The organism is Niastella vici (assembly GCF_002077945.1).
GTDB classification, from domain to species: Bacteria; Bacteroidota; Bacteroidia; order Chitinophagales; family Chitinophagaceae; genus Niastella; species Niastella vici.
Window position 1 is genome coordinate 696,488 of sequence record NZ_LVYD01000058.1, and the last position, 20,469, is coordinate 716,956.

The window sequence follows — 20,469 nt, forward strand, 5'->3', positions numbered from 1 at the left end:
CACGTCTATATTTAGAATCCCCGGTATGAAACGATGTGCCATCATAACTACACTGTTATATTTTGCAGCCGCTACAGGCTTTGCACAAACGCCCCTGTTTGAATTATTAGCTCCCAAACAAACCAACATTCAGTTTGCCAACCGCATCAACGAAACAGAGTACCTGAATGTGCTGGCGTATGAATATTTTTATAACGGCGGTGGCGTGGCAGTAGGCGATATCAATAACGATGGCCTCGAAGACATCTTCCTGGTAGCGAATATGGGTGAGAACAAATTGTACCAGAACCTCGGCAACCTGCAGTTTAAAGATATTACCAAAGACGCGTGTAAAGAACTGGCCGGCCGCCCCGGGAGTTGGAAAACCGGGGTTACCATGGCCGATGTAAATGGCGATGGCTGGCTTGATATCTATGTTTGTTATTCAGGCAAAGTGTCTGACGATATGCGCCGGAACCAGTTGTTCATAAACCAGGGCAATGGCACATTCAAAGAAGAAGCAGCCGCCTATGGGCTCGATGATAAAAGCTACAGCACCCAGGCCGCTTTTTTTGATTATGATAACGATGGCGATCTGGATATGTTCCTGCTGAACCACAGTACCAAAAAGATCGATAACATGGAGCTGGCCCGTTATCGCGATGAAGTGGATGAACTGGCCGGAGACAAACTGTATGAAAACCAGAACGGTCATTTTGTTGATGTGTCAAAAAAAGCAGGCATCCGGCAAAACCCGTTGACGTTCGGGCTCGGCATCGCCATTGCCGATATTAATAAAGACGGCTGGCAGGATGTATATGTTACCAACGATTACAATGAACCCGATTACCTGTACATCAACAATGGCAACGGAACATTCACCAATACAGCCGATAAAAGTTTGCGATACCTATCCCAATTTTCAATGGGTGTTGATATCGCCGATTTTAACAACGACGCCTTACCCGATATCATTACGCTGGATATGCTGCCCGAAGACAACCGGCGTCAGAAGCTATTACAGTTGCAGGAGAACTATGAATCCTTTGCGCTGATGGTGAACCAGGGCCTGAACCCGCAGTATATGCGTAATATGCTGCAGCTGAATAATGGCGATGGCAATTTCAGCGAAATAGGCCAGCTGGCCGGTGTATCGAGTACCGACTGGAGCTGGTGCCCCCTGTTCGCCGATTATGATAACGATGGCTATAAAGACCTGTTCATTACAAACGGTTACCTGCGCGATTATACCAACAAGGATTTTTTGCGCTATTGGGGCGATTACAAAGTTAAAAAAGCGGTGGACCGCGAACCTGTTCAGCTAATGGACCTCATACGCGCCATGCCCTCAACGACTATTCCCAATTATATTTTCCGCAATAATCATGATTGCACCTTTACCAACCAGCAGAAACCCTGGGGAATGGATAAGCCGGCCATCTCATCCGGAGCGGTGTATGCCGACCTGGATAACGATGGTGACCTTGACCTGGTGATCAATAACATCAATGAGAACGCGTTTGTGTACCGGAATACTGCAAGGGAAAACACGAAGGCCGGCTATCTTTCCCTTACCCTACATTACAAAAAACCAAACTGGTTTGCCACCGGGGCCAAAGTATATTTATACAATCACAAGACAGTGCAATATGCCGAAGTGAACCCGGCGCGCGGTTATTTGTCGTGCGTTAGCAGCCGGTTACATTTCGGGGTCGACAGTGCACAAACCATTGACTCAGTAAAGATCGTGTGGCCCGATAGAACAACACAGGTGCTAACCAAAGTAGCAGCCAACAAACAACTTACTATTACCTACGAGCAACCGGTAACGCCTGTTATTGATGAAGACCCGGTGTATGCCGGCAAAACCATCTTCAAACCGGCCGATAAATTATTTACCTACAAACACACCGACCAAAGCGAGAACGATTTTAAACGCCAGCTGTTGATGTTGTTCATGTATTCAAAGACAGGGCCGGTTATAGCAAAAGGCGATGTGAACAAGGATGGGTTGGATGACCTGTTTGTAAGCGGCGATAAAGACAAACCCGGAAAAATTTATATCCAGAATACAAAAGGATCGTTTTATGTAGAACCCGGTTTGTTAATCGGGGATGAAACTACCTCCTCCATTGCAGCGGCCGCATTTGTTGATGCCGATGGGGATGGTGATATGGACCTGTATGTGGCAAAAGGCGGCTATGGCTTGTACGAACCTGGTAGCCCGGCCCTGCAGGACGAATTGTATTTGAACGATGGGCGCGGCGGGTTCAGGCTGGCAACGGACGCCCTGCCCAATGTGAGCGCCAGCAGTAAATCGTGTGTGCGGCCCTGTGATTTTGACGGCGATGGCGATATGGACATTTTTATTGGAGGCCGGGTAATACCCGGCCGTTATCCATCAGCACCTGCCTCCTATTTACTGGTGAATGATGGCAAGGGGAAATTCACTTCCATTGCTGTTCCGTTCGAGCATATTGGTATGGTCACCGATGCACAATGGGCCGATCTTGATAAAGACGGCCGAAAAGACCTGGTGCTCTGCGGCGAATTTATGCCGGTGATGGTTTTTATGAATACGCCTGGTGGTTTTGTTGACAAAACGAGCGCATATTTCGATAAAGCATTGAACGGTTGCTGGTTTACGTTGCAAGTAACCGATGTTGACCAGGATGGTTATGACGACATTATTGCCGGTAACCTGGGGTTGAACTCCTGCATAAAGGTATCAGAAAAGGAGCCCGGAGAGTTGTACTATGCCGATTTTGATAACAACGGTTCCATTGATCCTTTTTTTAATTTTTACATTCAGGGAGTGAGTTATCCGTTTGTAAGCCGCGATGAATTGAACGAGCAGATCTATCCCATGCGAAAGAAGTTCACTTCGTATGCAGCTTATTCGCAGGCTACCATAAAAGATATTTTTACAAAGGAGGAATTGGAAAAGGCAAACCGGTTAGCTATAACAGAGACCCGTACCCTTGTTTTTTTGAACAGGAACGGAAAAATGGTGCCGGCCCCATTGCCCATGCAGGCACAGTTTTCGGCAGTGACCAATATTCTGAGCGATGATTTTAATGGCGATGGAAAAAAAGACCTGTTGTTGCTGGGCAATCATAGCGACAACCGGTTAAAGATCGGCTGCATTAATTCGGGATATGGTTGTTTGTTGACCGGCGATGGCAAAGGCAATTTTGAATACGTGAGCCAGCCCCGGAGTGGGCTTTGTATCAAAGGCGATGTAAAAGGCGCAGCGGAAATAAACACTGGTAATGGCCGGTATATTTTAGCAGGCATCTGCAATGAGGCGATGCAATTTTATAAAGTACAGTAATATGCAACAGTTCGTAGTTCGTTTGTTTGATATATTGTCAGGCCGGCGCCTCAAGCTGGGCGCCGGTATTTTATTTGTTTTGCTGTTGGCATTGCAGCCGGCTGCCCATGCACAAACAGCAGCCAGGGCAACGGTAGTAAAGAAAGAGGACGTGGCGTTTACCCGTTATTTGCAGCCGGCCGTTTTTTCCTTATCAAAAATTATGATGCACGATGTGGTGAACCCGCCGGCTGCCGCCCGGTATTATGCCTATTGCATGCTGGGAGCGTATGAGATATTGAGCCAGCACGATACTACGCTGATACCGCTGCCCAACCTGTTGAAACAATATAAGCGCACCCTCATAACAACCAAACCCGGCGATTATGACCGTCGTATAGCAGCCATATACTGCATTATGGAAACGGGGCGGCTGATGCTGCCATCGGGTTATCGCTTGCAGGAAGAGGAAGAACAGTTTATAGCTGCACAACAAAAAGCAAAAATAAACCGGGCCCTGCTCGACAGCTCGGTTGCGGTAGCCAGTTACATGGCCGCCCGTATTGTCGATTATTCCAAAACCGACCGGTATGGCAAATTAAGCGCCCAGTTGCGGTATACACCGCTGAAAGGCGATGGGTATTGGTATCCCACACCACCGGCCTATATGGAAGCGGTGGAGCCCAACTGGAAAACGGTTCGTGGGCTCATGATCGATTCCTGTAACCAGTTTGTGCCAAAGCCCCCGGTAGCATTTAGTAAAGACAGTACCAGCGAATTTTACCGGCTGGCCAAAGAAGTGTATGACGTATCATTACACGCCGATAGTGGGCAATTGAACATTGCTTCGTTCTGGGATTGCAATCCATTTGTGGTGGCCACCTCGGGCCATATGATGATCGGGTATAAAAAGATCAGTCCGGGTGGGCACTGGATGAACATAGCCGCGCTTGCGGCGCAAAAAGCGCAATTGAATTTCAACGCCACTATAACGGTTCAAATGCTGACAGGCATTACCATCATGGATGCCTTTATCAGTTGCTGGGATGAGAAGTACCGCAGTAACCGCATCAGACCTGAAACTTATATCAACCGCTATATCAATATAAAATGGCAGCCGTTGTTACAAACCCCGCCCTTTCCCGAATATACCAGCGGCCACAGTGTAGTGTCCACCGCCGCGGCAGAAGTGCTTACATACTTATTTGGCGATCAATTTAAATTCACCGACAATTCGGAAGAATTGTTCGAGATCCCCGCCCGGTCATTTACCTCTTTCCGCCAGGCAGCGGCAGAAGCGGCCATTTCACGTTTATATGGCGGCATTCATTACCGCGATGCCATTGAGAATGGGGCGCAGCAGGGTAAGGAGATCGGGACGTTTATTGTTGGCAGGTTGCAGGGGGTAGGGTTGAGGCCGGTGAAGGGGAGTTATACTACAAAAAACTAAAACGGAGCCGTCCCGATAAATCGGGACAGCTCCGTTTGGGCCAATCCTGATTGCGTTCAGGAAGGCTAATTGATATATTATTGAATGACTCTTGAAACAACCGGCGAATAGCCCCGTTGTTTATTATAGCCGATGGCTACAACACGAAACCAGTATCGCTTTTCGGAAGTCAAACCCTGGAAGGTATGGCTACCTTCAGAACTGCCTTCCCCAACCCATACGGTGTTTGCACCGGGCAGTTCCATGGTGTACTGGTGTATATAGGCTTTAATACCCGTTACATTTTTTATACGGATAATTGCCTCGCCAGGGTGACCCAGCTCAACATCCAGTTGTCCGATAGAAGGAGGCTGATTACCACCACTTCGGTCGCTGGTAACTTCGAAACCACTTTGCAGGATCAGGGTTCTATCTCCTTTAGCGGTTTCCGTTACATAATCAGCCAGTACCTGCAGCAGATCAAGTCCAATTGCTTTCTTATCGTTTTTAATGGACACCATTATTTTATCGCGTCCTTCGGCATTAGAAAGCGCTGCTTGTAATTCAGGCAACAGCTTTTTGAGATCCGCCAGGGCAGCGGGTGGATTGGGAAAAACTGTATTGTTTTCCATATGTTCTAATACCCGTTGAATTATTTTTGTTAATTCATCTTCGCGTTTTTTGTATTTCGCTTTCATGATAGAAATTTTTAAAAAATTAAAAATTGATTTTTGTACGCGCTACCATCAATACCTGTAACCAGTTTACTTTATTGGCCAATAAAGTGACTTAACAAACGATCATTGCACTTATTCAAGCGGAAGCTACATTGTGTTCATCGTATCTGGTTTTCCCGATAGCTATCGGGATGAGCAGTTGTCCCGCTTTAGCGGGATTGTCGATTGCAAACTGCTAATTGATTTGTGGAACGAGAACGATAACGAACTATTTCAATCGTAGTACAGATCCGCTCAATTGCATTCTGGGAAGCACTACTGTGTATCCTTTACTCAAATTGCGGATACAAGTTGCCGTTCCGTTAGAAATAGAATGTTTGCAGGATCAAAATAAATGAAGAAGTAAATAAAAAGTTCAGTAAACCCATATTCGCTGGCGGATTTCCCATATTCGTACGGATTTTGGGAATATTCGTCGAATATGCCCTCCAAAAAATGCCCTCTGCTGCCCCCGCGAAGCTTATTTCAATGCCCTGACAGGGCTTATTAAACCCTGTATTATTCGGCCGAATTTATTTGCAATTGGAGAGTGTGCAGCAAATATTGCAGTTATTCGTGTGTGGTTTGCAGCTTCAAATGGGGTGTTTACAGTTTTTCGCGCATCGTTTGCTGCTGTAAATGGTATGCTTACAGCTTTTCGTATATGGTTTGCAGCTGTAAATGGTATGTTTATAGCTTTTCGTATATGGTTTGCAGCTGCAAATAATATGTTTACAGCTGCTTGCATATAGTTTACAACTGCAAATGGTTCGTTTACAGCTGCTCGCATATGGTTTACAGCTGCAAAAGGCGCACTAAAAGTTTTTCGCGCATGTTTTACAGCTCCAAAATGGGGAAGAAAAGTTTAAAAAATGTATCCAGCTTATTACGTTGCAGCTGCCAGAAAAAGCTTCCAGGTGGCGGAGTGTGTTTGTTGTACGCGTTTTCTGTTTTGCCTTAGGTTGCGATTTGCCGAATTTATTGGGCAAAAAGATAAACACTGTTTTAAAAATAAAAGGGGCATCCTGGTATAAAAAGCAGCGGTAAGTCTGAGTATATCGTCATCTTCGTTAAAGAACTATCAAAGAAGGTAATAAACCTAATTCCTGATACTTTTAAAGGTTTTAAAGTTAAAGCTGAGAAAAAGGGTATCGCCAGATCCCTCTGATAAACTCTTCAGCAGGCTCACTTTTTTATTCCTAATCTTTTATAGCGATTCCACTTCCCAAATTACCGTGTTTTCACTCTTGTTTCCTATGTAGTAGATACATTACATTTATATTACCATAGCCACCACCTGTAACTTTCTGCGGTTTTAATCCAATTCATCTTACAGTTTCATCGATCCTGCCAAAGAAAACAACTCCTTTGCCTGGCATTATAACGCATTATAAAACCGGAGGATGCCGAAAATCCGTTACAGAGTAGGCAATTAACCATTAATACAGTATTGTATGAGCGAAAAAAACACACATCAGCTGGTAGTAAACCTCGAAGGTTTAAAATTATCTGAAGACCACCTGCAACGCATTAATCAATCGATCCAGAAAGCAGTGATGACTGAGCTGGCGGGCATTGATCTCAATGGCACTCAGGGTGGTTTACTGGCCGGGTTCGACCCCCGAACAAGAGGTATCTGGTATATTAAGGACCTTCAAAAAATTGTAGGGTAAATGTCAGGGGCCAATAACACGCTTCAGACCTTATGCCCAAGTTCTAAATGCCGCGATGGATCTCTGTTATTGGGAATTGTAAAAGAAGATGGGCATGTTGATATGCTCGATCAGGCGATTCCCATCACTGAAGATTTTATAAATACGGCTATGCAGGGCCGGTTGCCCGAAATGCGTTTTCGCTTTGCAGGTACCTGCGCCAAAAATGGTTGCCGCCAGTGGACTGGTAGCCGTTGCGGAATCATTGATAAAATGCTTAATCATATTCAGGATGCCATGCCCGAAACGGATGGGCTGCCTGCCTGTTCCATTCGTTCACAATGCAGGTGGTACAATCAAAACGGTGCAGATGCCTGCAAACTTTGCCCCTGGGTGATCACCGAGGTTGCTGAAGCCGTGTAATTTACCGATCTCTAAGTTCCGCAGCCGGCGGAACTTTTTTTGTACATTTAGGGCATGGATGCCGACATTCATACCTTATACGAATCAGATTTCTACCGCATTATGGATTTTAAATGCCGGTGTACCGATTGCCGTACGTCCAAACCGGAATACAGCACGGCATTCTGCATCAGTTTTGTTCGCAAGGGGAATTTCCTGTTCAACGTATTTCGCCGGTCGCTCGATTCGTATAATGGTTGTGTGCTGGTAACCAAACCTGGTTATGAACGTACGGTGACCCATACCCATGCCATCCCCGACGAATGCACCATCTTTGAATTCAAAACAGACTTTTTCAATGCCCTGCTGGAACATTACGGGGGCATTCCTTTTTTCCAGGACAACGACTGGCATTCTACCCTCATAAAGACCAGTGCCGAAACGGAGTTCCTGCACTTTCATATTATTAAACTGGTCCTCACGCGCTCAGGTAGCAAACTGCAGATCGATAACGGGGTCATAGAAGTGATGGAGAAAGTGCTGGGAAATATAACCGACTACAAACCCGATAATCGCATTAACGCCCGCTTAAAACAAAACCATCTCATTACCATCGAAAGGGCCAAGGAATACATCGCCAATCATTTTACCGACGACATCTCCCTGATGCAGATCGCCGAATATTGTTATGTGAGTCCTTTTCATTTCAGCCGGTTGTTCAAAACCTTTACATCCGTTTCGCCTCATCAGTTCCTGCTCACCATCAGGCTCAAAAATGCCGAACTGTTATTACGCAACACCGCCCACCCGGTTGCCGACATTGCTTTCTCTTCCGGCTTCAACAGCGTAGAACACTTTACCGCCGCCTTCAAACAAAAGTATGATTGTCCACCCGCTGCCTACCGGCAACAACATGTAACTGCGTAGGCGCGTTCTGTTACTAATACCGTTAAAACACGGTATGTAAAGAAAAATAATCCCTGTATTTTTGGAATGGTAGCCCAAACCATATTTTATACCCCTCAATTCACTGTTATGAAAGCCCCTTCCATTCCACGGGATGAAATAATTTCTTTCAAAAAACTCCGTGCTTTTATTGGCTTTACCGGCATATTGTTGCCCATCGTTGTGGTGCTCGGGTGTTATTTGTTAGGAGCCGGTCAATATTCCTTTCAGCATTCTGTTAGTCATTATTATTACACTTTAATGCATATTGTTTTTGTAAGTATCTTATGTGTGCTCGGTGGATTTCTTATTACCTACCGGGGTAAGGACCATTGGGAAAGCCGGGTTTCGAACCTGGCGGGATTTAGCGCATTTGGCATCGCTGCATTTCCTACCTCATTTTTGGGTTTTCAACCCGAGCATGATGGAATGAATCAATATTTGCGATTGTTGAGGGGTGTAACGGGTTTTGGGGGATCTTTACATTATGCTTTTGCTTCCTTATTATTCATCTGCTTTATCATTTTTTGCCTGTATTTTTTTCAGAAACCCGATGAGCATTATACCGGGGTTGAGGAAGTAAAATTCAAAAGAAGGAAAATTGTATATACAATTTCGGGGTGGGTCATTATTATTAGCATTATAATGATCCCATTGATCGGCTTTGTGATCAAGCCGCAAAAAGGCATATTTGTTTACAGCACATTTATTTTTGAAACTACTTCGTTATGGGCTTTTGGTACTGCCTGGCTGGTAAAAGGGTCTGCAGCATTAAAGAAAATGCCCGTAGTGAGAAGACTGGTTCATCCACTACGATAATTATGTGTAGTTTTAACCCATGAAATGTATTGTAACTACCTGTACGTTCATAGGTGCCCTGTTTTTCCAAACCGTATTTTCACAATCTTCATTTAAAGTCATTCCGCTGGGCGTAAAAGGCGGTATCGATGAAAGCAATTTGTCGGCTTACATGATAGCCCCGCAGGAAAGCGATGCCTATGTATGTCTCGATGCCGGTACGGTGCACTACGGTATCGAAAAAGCCATACAGGCGAAGCTGTTACCCGGCACCGCAACTGATGTACTGAAAAGAAATATAAAAGGATTTCTCATCTCACACGCCCACCTCGATCACCTGGCCGGCATGGTCATCAATTCGCCGGATGATAGCACAAAGAACATTTATGGGCTTGACTTTTGCATCGATGTACTAAAGGATAAATACTTTACCTGGAAAAGCTGGGCCAACTTCGCCAACGAAGGTGATAAGCCGGCATTGGGTAAGTACCATTATTCCGTACTTACGCCCGGCACCGAAATGCCCTTGCAAAATACTGACATGCAGGTAACAGCTTTTCCGCTCAGCCATTCCAACCCTTCCCAAAGCACGGCCTTCCTGGTGCGGAATAATGAGGCCTATGTGCTGTACTTCGGTGATACCGGTGCCGATTCTGTTGAGCATTCAGATAAATTGCACCAGTTATGGCAGCAGGTTTCTCCTTTGGTGAAAGCAAAAAAATTAAAAGCACTGTTCATTGAAGTTTCTTTTGCCAACGAACAACCCGATAAACAATTGTTCGGTCACCTTACGCCGCAATGGTTGATGGTAGAACTACAGGAGCTGGCTTCACTTTCCGGTACAGAAGCATTAAAAGATCTTCCAGTCGTGATCACCCACATGAAACCCGGTGGTAACCGGGAGCAAATGATCCGTCAGCAACTGAAAGCATACAACCCGCTGCACGTTAAGCTAATTTTCCCTGAACAGGCTAAACTGCTTACGTTTTAAGAGCTGGGATCTTACAATTTCTTAATCTATATCAAACTCCCGTTCATGGTACTCTAATAAAAAGGGCTTACCTTTTAAGTAAATTTTGAGCCATGATCATAGTACACGACATTTTTGTTTGTAAACCCGGCAATGCCTCCAAACTGGCAAAACTTTTTAAAGAAGTGATGTCTGATAGCAAGGAGTTTGTGAATATACTCACCGATATGACCGGCCAGTATAACCGGGTTATAATGGTAAGCCAGTTCGACAGTCTTTCCGCTTTTGATAAAAGCTGGGAAGATATGGCCAAAGATGAAGAGAAGATGAAAAAAATGAAAGAGAAAATGGCCGGCTACACCGAGATGTATTTGACCGGCTCAAGAGAAATATACCGGGTTTGGTAATTCATCCAATAAGTTCCCGGATAGCCGCTGTATGATGGTCGTCATGCTCTGCGGTAAAATATAATATATCAATTATCCGCATGGGTTGCTCCAGTCGGGGATGCAAACTTGTATGGCTATGCTCCGGTACATTCATGCTATCGAGCAGGGATAATGTTATTTTTCTTTCTTCCCTGAATTTCCGGAGCAACGCTGCAATCGTATAATCGTTAAAACCGGCTTCTGAAGTTTTTTTATTGTCGAGATCAGTAGCTGTAAGCACCGCCTTTTTCTGTGTTATATCCTGAATGCGTGTACGCCATAAGGGTTCCAGTATGGAAAGATGGCCCACATGTTCTTTTACCGACCATTTACCATCCGGTTGGTACAACAAAATATCTTCGGGTATATGTAATATTATACTGGCCAGTATATCCGGCGCCTGTTGCAGGCGTTCATAAATAGCAGGGTATTTCCCGTTTCCAAAATTGAAATCAAACTTTCGCCCGAACCATTTTGCGGTGCTCATAAACGTAATCTTTATCTAAGTTTGGTTTGCATTACCTGTATTCGTACCTGGTTGCTTATGGCACGCAATTCCTGGCATACTATTTCAATTTCTTCTTCCGTATTATAATAATGCACCGATGCCCGAACAATGCCATCCAGGCCTTTCCGGTTCATATAATAAATGGTGGATTTAGCCAGGCCAATATGCACGTTGATGTTTTTTACTGCCAGTTTTGCCCTCACTTCTGTTGCTGGTATACCGGCTACCGAAAAAGTAACAATGCCACAAAGCTCATCGCCCTGGTCATGTACCGTAATGCCTTCTACCGCTTGCAGCCATTGCCTGAATAAAAATGCGAGCTGTTGTATCCGTTGCCATATACGCGCTATACCAATGTTCAACGCGTACTCCACTGCTTTTTGAAGGCCGAGCGTCACGGCGGGATTTTTTTCATACCATTCAAAACGCCGCGCATCTGCCCGCACCACAAAGTCCTGTTCACTCACATGACTAACCGTACGGCCATCAAAGAATAACAGTTTCAGCTTATCGATCATTTGCCTGCGTACATACAAAAAGCCTGAACCCCGCGGGCCGCGCAAATATTTGCGTCCTGTTACGGCCAGCATATCACAACCAATGGCCTGAACATCTACGGGCATTTGTCCGGCCGACTGGCAGGCGTCTAATAAATATACAATATTATTTTTGCGGGCTACTTCGCCTATGGCGGCTGCAGGCAATACATTGCCAGCCGTTGAGGGAATATGTGTCACCGCGATCAACTTCGTTCGGTCAGTAATGGCAGCGGCTAATGCGGGGATAGAAAAATTTCCTTCATCATCATTGGGGACCATTTTAATCACAATGCCATATAATTTTTGCGCATTCAGCAAACCCAGCACATTGCTCACATATTCCATTTCAGAAGTAATTACTTCATCACCGGGCTGAAAGTTCAGTCCGTTAAACGCAATGTCCCAGGCGGCGCTGGCATTTTCAACCAGGGCAATTTCATCGGCATGTGCATTGATCAGTTGTGCAATGAGGGCATGTGTATGATCGAGCTGTGCGCGGTATTTTGCTTCCACTTCATAACCGCCGTACAAAGCTTCCTCCCGCAAAAAATCAACCATGGTATTCACCACAATATCAGGTGGCAGGGAAGCGCCTGCATTATTCAGGTGAATGCGGTCAGCCGTACCTATGGTTTCCGCCCTGAGTGCCTGGATCTCTTCTTTCTTAAATGGTGTTATTTCCATACTATGCAAAATAACAGGATTGGCAAATGCGGGAACAGATGCAGATACGACAATTTGCACTATATCAGATGCTTCGGAAAATAGCAAGTTTCCTTAAGTGCCCTGGGAAACAGCTGTATAGCTTTGCTGAAAATAATGCATCATGAAAGATCAGTTAATAGAAACCATTGAAAAATCAAGGAATTACACACTACAGGTGGCAGAAGCCATGCCCGAGAAAGGCTACGTATATAAACCAGGAGGCGCCGGCTGGAATTTTGGTGAATTGTTGAACCATATTGCCTATGGCATTCAATGGTGGCAGGATAATTACATTATGGGTAATAAAAGCAGTTGGGACCCGCCAGCGGTTAAAAACAAAAAGCAGGAAGTGATTGCTTACCTGAACCAGGCATATGATGACCTGCAGAAAACTGTCAAAAGCCAAACGCTCACCGGCGAGGCCGGTAATGGGGTGCATGCCACCCTTGATCATATTACCCATCACCGCGGGCAGGCTGTTATTTATTTAAGAACTAACGGGGTTGAACCGCCGGAATATCTTTATTAATTGTTGTTTTTTTAAGTATTGTAATTAAAAAACCGGCTGCCTCTTTTTGGGCAGCCGGTCAATGTATTTATAATTTTAAAATCTTGTTTTGAGCTTTGCACCTTCCGGTTCTTCTTACTTCCTACTTCTTACCTCTGATCAACATCATCGCAAGGCCGAATATCAGAAAACCGCTACCTGTATATACATTAAGTTTACTTGAAACATTAGAGCCCAGCATCACATTGAACAACAGGATCAGGGATACTACCGAAAAGAACAGGCCAATGACAAATTGCAGATCGTTTAATTTTTTGTACATGGAAGCAATTTTTTAGTTAAAAGTAATATATGCAGTTGTAGAACATTTAATCTTCAGATAATTGAAAGCAAATCACAACCTTAGAAGAATATTATGTTCAACAATATAGTGATCGCCAACAGCACTAAACCCAGGGGCACCACACGCAAATACCATTTTTGCTCGTGGTATTTGGGCTTTTCTGTTAACGAATATACTAAACCTTTTAATTCTGAATCGGGTTTGGGTTTGGTGAACAGGCTCACTACGATGGTGGTAAAGAAGTTAAAGACCCAGGAAACGCCAGCCACGATAAAGGCCTGACCCATACCGCTTTTAATGGGATACCATTCTGCTATCCAGCCGCCTTTGCCTTCAGCAATAGTTAAGCCATGTGTAACAGCGGCTGCAGCGGTTCCGGCCACCAGTCCCCAAAATGCACCGTGACCGGTTGTGCGCTTCCAGAACATGCCCAGCAGGAACGTAGCGAACAACGGTCCATTCACAAAACCAAACACCAGCTGCAGAAAGTCGTTGATGTTGTTAAAGCCCCTGGCAATATAAGCGGTGGCAATGGAAATGAGGATACCCACCACCGTAACAGCCTTGCCCACAAACAGGTAATGCCGGTCGCTTTTGTTCTTTACAAAATAGGATTGGTAAATATCAAAGGTGAATACTGAATTGAAAGCCGTTACATTACCCGCCATGCCGCTCATGAACGAGGCAATAAGCGCCGTTATACCTACACCCAGTATACCGGTGGGGTAGTAGTGGGCAATGAGCGAAGGTAACGTCATGGTATAGTCCAGCTCGCCATTGGCGGTTGTGGGAATATGATAACCCTTTGATAACAATGCCGGCTGCATTAAAGTAATGGCGATGATGCCGGGCAATACCACGATCAATGGCATCATCATTTTGGGAATGGCTGCAATGATGGGAGTACGTTGTGCATCGCCCATATTGCGTGCGATCATGGCCCGTTGTACCACCAGGAAATCGGTACACCAGTAACCGAACGACATTACAAAACCCAATCCGAATATGAGCGACATAAATTGCAGACCCATGGGATTGTCATTGGCATTACCCATGTATTTCCAGGCATGCGTCATTTCGGGTTTTAATAAGGCTCTTATATTATCCCAGCCGCCTGCATCCTGCAGGGCAATGATCACCAATGGTGATAAACCGAGTACAATTAAAAAGAACTGTAGTACTTCATTATATACAGCGCTGGTTAACCCACCGAGGAAAGTATACACCATTACAATACCGGCCGATACCCAAATGGAAATATCAAAGTCCCAATGCAAAATGGTTTCCATAAGCTTGGCCAAAGCATATAAAGAAATACCCGAAGAAAAAACCGTCATAACGGCAAAGGAGATAGCATTTAGTCCTCTTGTTTTTTCATCGAAACGAAGCGACAGGTATTCGGGTACGCTGCGGGCGCGGCTTCCATAATAGAAGGGCATCATAAAAACGCCCAGGAAAACCATCGCAAAGATGGCGCCTACCCAATAGAAGTGAACGGTCATGATACCGTACTTGGCGCCGGAGGCAACCATACCTATTACTTCCTGTGCACCGAGGTTAGCCGAAATAAAAGCAAGGCTGGTGATCCAGAGAGGGATGCTGCGGCTGCTGGTCAAAAAATCATTACTTGATTTTATTTTCTTTTTGATCAGAAACCCTACACCAATTACAAAAATGAAATAAACGAGAATGATCAGGTAGTCGGCGAAATGTAAACTCATGCGCAATCGTTGTCTGTGGTAGATTATTTAGCAACCACAATATATTTCTTTCACCTCATTATTAATGATTTTGGCAGGGTTTTACAAAAAAATGTACGAATACGGTTGCGAAGGGTTAATTGGCTGCCCGCGTTGATTCCCGCTCAATCAACACAGAGGGTATCACCATATGCTCCTTACTCAAATCGAACGTACTTTTTTCAATTCCTTTAAAAAGCAGGGTAGCGGCAGCTTTCCCGATCTCAAAGGCTGGCTGGGTGATGGTGGTAAGCGGTGGATCAAGGATGGGGGCAGTATCCAACGTGGCAAAGGCGATCACTTTTACATCGTTGGGAATGTTGATATTGAGTTCATGGCAGGCAAGGTAAACCGGGGTAACAATTTTTTCAACGGAAGCGATGAGGCCATCGGGGCGGTTATCACTTTGCAGTATGGTTTTTATTTGTTTATACATACTGTCATTATCAGTACAATAAATGATCTGCCTGTCGGCATCGGGTATCCCAGTTTCCTGAAGCGCCGCTTTAAAGCCTTCTATCCGGTTCAAACAAATGGGCAGGCTTTCAGAAATGGAAAGGAATGCGGGTCGGCGGCAACCACGGTTTAGCAGGTGATTGGCAGCTATGAGGCCACACTCGTAATCATTGGTAGTAACGCGGGCAGTCTCAATGCTTTCCTCTTCCCGGTCGAAAAAAACAACGGGAATATTGTTAGCCTGTAATTTATGTATTTGATCACCTGACTTGGTTTCGCTGGAGATGGAGATCAGCACCCCATCGACCCGGCCGCTCTGGCAATCTTCGAGGATGGTTTTTTCGTTGGCGTATTTCTCGTGCGAAAGATAGATAAGTACATGATATCCTTTGGTTTCTGCAATTGACTGAATACCATTGATGGCCAGGGAGAAAAAATTATCAGCCACCTCGGGCAGCACTACTGCAATGGTCTTGCTTTTCTTTTTGCGCAGACTGCTGGCATAGGGGTTGGGGATGTAATTTAACCGGGTTGCCAACTCCATTACCTTCTTTTTTGTTTCATCACTGATCTCATAACTATCGCGCAACGCCTTCGAGATCGTTGAAACGGACAATTGCAACTCTTCTGCTAAAACCTTTATGTTTACTTTACTCATTGGGTAATTAACGCCTTAATTGTTTGTAATACAGACTATTTCACCTTGCAAATTGCTGCATATTCTCGCAACCGTTTTCGTAAATAAAGTTAAATCATGGCTAACAATCTTTAGCAAAATTTTAGAACTTAGTTTCCGAATCAACGCCAAATCTTAATAAAACCAGTCTTAATAAATAAAACGATTGCAATGGCAGCTCCTGGAAAATTCACAGAGAAAGAAATCAATCCGCTGGGCAGTTTAGATGAATGGGAAGAAGATGTACTGCAACGCTATCCTGACCCTGAAACCATAGCTAAGGAAAAATCAAAAGACGAATATCGTAATTATGAAGATCCCTCCCGGGACACCGTGAAAGAATTTTATCGACTCAACCATACACATCAGACTTTTGCTTTTGTTCAACAAAAGAGAAAGGAGTTCCTGCAGTTCAACCGTAAAGAAATGTCGGTTTGGGATGCATTTAATTTCCTGAACCAACTGGTTGATGATTCTGATCCTGATACGGATCTCGACCAGTTCCAACACCTGTTACAGGCATCGGAAGCCATTCGTGCCGACGGTCATCCCGACTGGATGGTACTCACCGGTCTTATGCATGATATGGGTAAAGTGCTTTGTTTATTTGGTGAACCACAATGGGCTGTTGTAGGTGATACCTTCCCTGTGGGTTGCGCGTATTCTGACAAAATTGTGTATCCTGAATTCTTCAAGAACAATACAGACTACACAGATCCCGTTTTCAGTACAAAATTGGGCGTATATGCTCAGGGTTGCGGACTGCGCAATGTAAACATGTCGTGGGGCCACGATGAGTATGTATACCAGATGCTGAAAGATTATTTACCTGAGCCCGGTTTGTATATGTTGCGGTATCACTCATTTTATGCCTGGCATCGCGAAGGTGCTTATGATCACCTGTTAGATGACCATGATCGTGAAATGTTGAAATGGGTTAAGCTGTTCAACCCTTATGACCTTTATTCGAAATGTCCTACACCACCAGACTGGAAACAGCTACGTTCTTATTATGAAGACCTGGTGGCTAAATACCTGCCATCGACCATAAAATTTTAATAATCGCAGTAACATTTATCGCAGTAAACTTTATTACGCAGTAACATCTCCATCCTGAACTTTATCCAATCCTTGTTTTATTAACATTGAGAAATACGCTATGTGCATACCTGTAGCAGCAGGTATACAATGATTCGCTATGCTATTCAAAACACAATCATCAGGTAGTTGTGTTTTTTTTACAATAACGTTCATAAATGTGACAAGTACATTTATTGACATTAAAAAACCAGAAGGAAGAATTAACACTTTAACCTAAAACTTAAGTTATGAGATTGCTCTGTCGGTCGCTCCCGAAAGGCGCGGGTATACGCCTATTGCTGCTGCTTTTCTTAACGCCACTCTGTTTGCTGGCACAATCCCAACTAATTACCGGAACAGTAAAAGACTCCACGGGTCACCCTATGGCAGGGATTTCGGTATCTATTAAAGGGAAGAACGTTGTTACTATTACAAAAGCGAATGGTTCATTCAACATTCCTGCTGAAACAGGTATGGTATTGATCTTTAGTGGGATCTCACTGGAAGATCAGGAAGTTTTGATTGGAAGTAAAACAAATTATGAAATCACCATGCTTGCATCGGCTCAGCAGATGACCGATGTGGTAGTGGTTGGTTATGGTAAAGCATCGCGCAAATCATTGACGAGCGCGATCACCACTATTAAACCCGATGAAATGAACAAAGGCGCCATCGCCGATGTTGGGCAGTTACTGCAAGGTAAAGTGCCGGGGTTGAACATCACCACCAGTGGTGACCCCAACCGGCCTGCTGCAGTGGTGTTGCGTGGTACTTCATCTATTAATAGTCCTGGCGGACCTTTCTATGTTATCGATGGGGTGCCCGGTGTTGACATCGCGCTGATTGCACCCGCCGACATCGCTTCAATGGACATCCTGAAAGATGCCGCTGCTACTGCTATTTATGGTAACCGTGCTGCTAACGGCGTTATCATAGTTACTACAAGAAGAGGTAGAAAAGGACAGGCTACCGTTTCTTACGACGGATTTGTAGCTATGGAAAAAGTAAGCCGCCGGCTCAAGGTAATGGATGCCGGTCAGTTGCGCGATTTCCTGGCAAAGAACGGCTCGGCTTTAACACCTGCTGATGACCTCGGCGCCAATACCGATTGGCAAAAAGAAACCCAACGAAACGAAGCTATATCAACCAGCCACAATATATATATGGGCGGCGGTGGCGATCATGGCACCTACAGTGCCAGCCTGAACTATCTCGCCAAGCCTGGTATCTTAATGAACAGTAACCTCAAGCGTATCATCGCCCGCCTGTCGGTTGAGCAAAGCCTGCTGAACGATAAATTGAAACTGGGCCTTAACGTTACCAACTCAAATAACGATGTGGATGATATTCCTTACCGCAATACGGTGCTGTTGCAATCTGCTACTTATTTGCCAGTATCACCGGTAAAGAATGCAAATGGCTCTTATTTCGAGAACTTTACAAGAACAGGTTATTACAACCCGGTGGCTATGATGAACCATAGCAAGTCGAACAATAAGATCAATTACCTGATGGCGAACATGACCGCTCAGGCAAAACTGCCTTTTGGGTTAACATATGATGTGAGCCTCTCTTATTTGAACAACTCGAACCTGTACGGTTCTTACCTCGACAAATATTTTACCACCAACTATAATGGTATGTACGATAACCCTGACCCTACTACGTATGGTCATGGTCTGCAGTCATTTGGCACCAATGGCCAGGCTAACAGACAATCTTATCGTAACACCAGCAAGATCCTGGAAACCTTTGTTACCTGGGATAAGATCATAGGCAAACACAATATCAATGCGGTTTTGGGTTACTCCTGGCAGGAAGATGAGATCGGCGATGGTTTCCAGGTAACTGCCTACAACTTCCCTGTAGACAATATCGGTTACCAGAACCTGGCTTTAAGCAACTCGTATGCTTATTCAACCAAAATTGGATTGGGTCAAGATCTGATTTACCAGAAAAAGCGTCTTATTTCTGATTTCGGCCGCGTTAAATATACTTACAACGACAGGTATATTCTGCAGGGATCTATCAGAAGAGACGGTAGCTCGGTGTTTGGCGCCAATAAAGAATGGGGTTATTTCCCCGCGGTGGCTGTTGGCTGGCGCATTAGCCAGGAAGATTTCATGAAAAACCAGGATATCTTCAGCGATCTGAAACTGCGTGCAAGCTATGGTATTACCGGTAATGCATTTGGTGTTAGCGCTTTTAGCGCACAGTTCATCATGGGCAGCCAGGGTACCTATTATTATAACGGTAGTGGCCTCGCAGCATTTGGCGCTACTGTAGCCGCCAACCCCAATCTGCAATGGGAAGAAGTGGCTACTACCAATGTTGGTGTTGATTTCACGATCCTGAAAGGCAAACTGGGTGGTTCAGTTGATGTGTATAAGAAGAAGACAACTGAGATGATCTTTAATTATAAAGTTGATGCCATGCTTGTGCCCGCAGGTAACATTTTGGCAAACGGTGGCAGCCTCGAGAACAAAGGTATTGAGCTGGCCCTTACTGCCAACATTGTATCGAACAGCCAGTTCTCCTGGACGAGTAACCTGAACCTGGCCCACAATGATAACAAGATCACCAGCATGAGAAGTCCGTTATTCGCGGGCGGCGACTCTGTTGCCACTGGTTATCCTGAAGGCGCCGGTCAATCGGGCAGCTCCCTGGAGTTGCAGAAAGAAGGCCATCCGGTTGGTCAGTTCTTTTCACTGGAATATGCAGGTAAGAACTCTGCCGGTGTATCACAATACGTAGCACAGGATGGAAAAACTTTAACTACCACTCCTATAACAGGTACCGATTATCATTACCTCGGCAGTGCGCAGCCTAAACTGTTACTGGGTTGGAGCAATACTTTCAAATATGGAGACTGGGACCTGAGAACGTCAATCCGTGGCGTATTCGGTAACAAGATCTTCAATGCTACCCGTGCAGATCTGTTCCGTCCCAACACCGCGCAATACACCAACATTTTGGTTGATGCGGCTGGTGAATCAACTGCCGACGTTAATTCTTACAAGTATTCTTCCCGTTTTATTGAAAACGGCAACTATATCCGGTTCGACAATGCTACGCTGGGTTACAATTTGAAAAATTTAGGCAACTATGTTAAATCAGTAAGATTATATGTAACTGGTAACAATCTTTTTGTAATTACTAAATTTAAAGGTATAGATCCTGAAGTGAACCAGGGTGGTAGTGTGCCAGGCATTGATTACAATAACTTCTATCCAAAAACGCGTACGATCCTGTTTGGAGCAAACGTAACCTTCTAATTTAACCA

Annotated in this window: 18 protein-coding genes; 11 read left to right on the plus strand and 7 right to left on the minus strand. The window is 44.8% G+C overall.

Annotated features, from left to right (window positions below; genetic code table 11):
• Positions 1 to 25: 25 nt before the first annotated feature.
• Positions 26 to 3,313, plus strand: coding sequence for a VCBS repeat-containing protein (locus tag A3860_RS26680; protein ID WP_081152013.1), 3,288 nt, complete (start codon positions 26 to 28; stop codon positions 3,311 to 3,313).
• A gap of 1 nt (position 3,314) precedes the next feature.
• Positions 3,315 to 4,742 (plus strand): vanadium-dependent haloperoxidase, encoded by a 1,428-nt coding sequence (locus A3860_RS26685; RefSeq protein WP_081152016.1) that lies wholly within the window; start codon positions 3,315 to 3,317, stop codon positions 4,740 to 4,742.
• A 77-nt stretch (positions 4,743 to 4,819) separates the two neighbouring features.
• Here A3860_RS26685 and A3860_RS26690 read toward each other — a convergent pair whose 3' ends face one another.
• Both A3860_RS26690 and A3860_RS26695 read right to left on the minus strand, forming a co-directional pair.
• Complete coding sequence (locus A3860_RS26690) at positions 4,820 to 5,419, minus strand: fibronectin type III domain-containing protein (protein ID WP_081152019.1); 600 nt, start codon at positions 5,417 to 5,419, stop codon at positions 4,820 to 4,822.
• A gap of 499 nt (positions 5,420 to 5,918) precedes the next feature.
• On the minus strand, positions 5,919 to 6,227 hold the full coding sequence (locus A3860_RS26695; RefSeq protein ID WP_081152021.1) for a hypothetical protein: 309 nt from the start codon (positions 6,225 to 6,227) through the stop codon (positions 5,919 to 5,921).
• Between the two features lie 664 nt (positions 6,228 to 6,891).
• On the opposite strand from A3860_RS26695, the gene A3860_RS26700 reads away from it, so the two are divergent.
• The 6 genes from A3860_RS26700 to A3860_RS26725 all read left to right on the plus strand — a co-directional run bounded on the left by A3860_RS26700 (position 6,892) and on the right by A3860_RS26725 (position 10,611).
• Positions 6,892 to 7,110, plus strand: coding sequence for a hypothetical protein (locus A3860_RS26700; RefSeq protein ID WP_081152023.1), 219 nt, complete (start codon positions 6,892 to 6,894; stop codon positions 7,108 to 7,110).
• Positions 7,111 to 7,512: a hypothetical protein gene (locus tag A3860_RS26705; RefSeq protein WP_081152026.1), complete on the plus strand. Its 402-nt coding sequence runs from the start codon at positions 7,111 to 7,113 to the stop codon at positions 7,510 to 7,512.
• A 54-nt stretch (positions 7,513 to 7,566) separates the two neighbouring features.
• Complete coding sequence (locus A3860_RS26710) at positions 7,567 to 8,418, plus strand: helix-turn-helix domain-containing protein (protein WP_081152029.1); 852 nt, start codon at positions 7,567 to 7,569, stop codon at positions 8,416 to 8,418.
• A gap of 108 nt (positions 8,419 to 8,526) precedes the next feature.
• On the plus strand, positions 8,527 to 9,255 hold the full coding sequence (locus A3860_RS26715; RefSeq protein ID WP_143774274.1) for a hypothetical protein: 729 nt from the start codon (positions 8,527 to 8,529) through the stop codon (positions 9,253 to 9,255).
• Positions 9,256 to 9,274: 19 nt separating this feature from the next.
• The gene (locus A3860_RS26720) at positions 9,275 to 10,225 is read left to right on the plus strand and encodes an MBL fold metallo-hydrolase (protein ID WP_081152035.1); all 951 of its coding nucleotides are present in this window, start codon (positions 9,275 to 9,277) and stop codon (positions 10,223 to 10,225) included.
• A 92-nt stretch (positions 10,226 to 10,317) separates the two neighbouring features.
• Complete coding sequence (locus tag A3860_RS26725) at positions 10,318 to 10,611, plus strand: hypothetical protein (protein ID WP_081152038.1); 294 nt, start codon at positions 10,318 to 10,320, stop codon at positions 10,609 to 10,611.
• Between the two features lies 1 nt (position 10,612).
• Here the strand turns inward: A3860_RS26725 and A3860_RS26730 are convergent, their stop codons facing one another.
• Together A3860_RS26730 and A3860_RS26735 are read right to left on the minus strand one after the other, a co-directional pair.
• Complete coding sequence (locus tag A3860_RS26730; RefSeq protein WP_081152041.1) at positions 10,613 to 11,119, minus strand: DinB family protein; 507 nt, start codon at positions 11,117 to 11,119, stop codon at positions 10,613 to 10,615.
• Positions 11,120 to 11,130: 11 nt separating this feature from the next.
• On the minus strand, positions 11,131 to 12,363 hold the full coding sequence (locus A3860_RS26735) for an aminotransferase class V-fold PLP-dependent enzyme (protein WP_081152044.1): 1,233 nt from the start codon (positions 12,361 to 12,363) through the stop codon (positions 11,131 to 11,133).
• 142 nt (positions 12,364 to 12,505) lie between these two features.
• Between A3860_RS26735 and A3860_RS26740 the strand changes: the two genes are divergently transcribed.
• Entirely contained in the window at positions 12,506 to 12,913 is a 408-nt protein-coding gene (locus A3860_RS26740) for a DinB family protein (RefSeq protein ID WP_081152047.1), read from the plus strand.
• Positions 12,914 to 13,034: 121 nt separating this feature from the next.
• Here the strand turns inward: A3860_RS26740 and A3860_RS26745 are convergent, their stop codons facing one another.
• The 3 genes from A3860_RS26745 to A3860_RS26755 form a co-directional block, all read right to left on the minus strand.
• Entirely contained in the window at positions 13,035 to 13,214 is a 180-nt protein-coding gene (locus A3860_RS26745) for a hypothetical protein (RefSeq protein ID WP_081152049.1), read from the minus strand.
• 80 nt (positions 13,215 to 13,294) lie between these two features.
• Entirely contained in the window at positions 13,295 to 14,956 is a 1,662-nt protein-coding gene (locus A3860_RS26750) for a sodium:solute symporter family protein (protein WP_081152051.1), read from the minus strand.
• A 115-nt stretch (positions 14,957 to 15,071) separates the two neighbouring features.
• The gene (locus A3860_RS26755) at positions 15,072 to 16,088 is read right to left on the minus strand and encodes a LacI family DNA-binding transcriptional regulator (protein ID WP_081152054.1); all 1,017 of its coding nucleotides are present in this window, start codon (positions 16,086 to 16,088) and stop codon (positions 15,072 to 15,074) included.
• A gap of 189 nt (positions 16,089 to 16,277) precedes the next feature.
• On the opposite strand from A3860_RS26755, the gene A3860_RS26760 reads away from it, so the two are divergent.
• Complete coding sequence (locus A3860_RS26760) at positions 16,278 to 17,165, plus strand: inositol oxygenase family protein (protein WP_081152057.1); 888 nt, start codon at positions 16,278 to 16,280, stop codon at positions 17,163 to 17,165.
• Between the two features lie 269 nt (positions 17,166 to 17,434).
• On the plus strand, positions 17,435 to 20,461 hold the full coding sequence (locus A3860_RS26765; protein WP_081152060.1) for a SusC/RagA family TonB-linked outer membrane protein: 3,027 nt from the start codon (positions 17,435 to 17,437) through the stop codon (positions 20,459 to 20,461).
• The last annotated feature ends 8 nt before the right edge of the window (positions 20,462 to 20,469 follow it).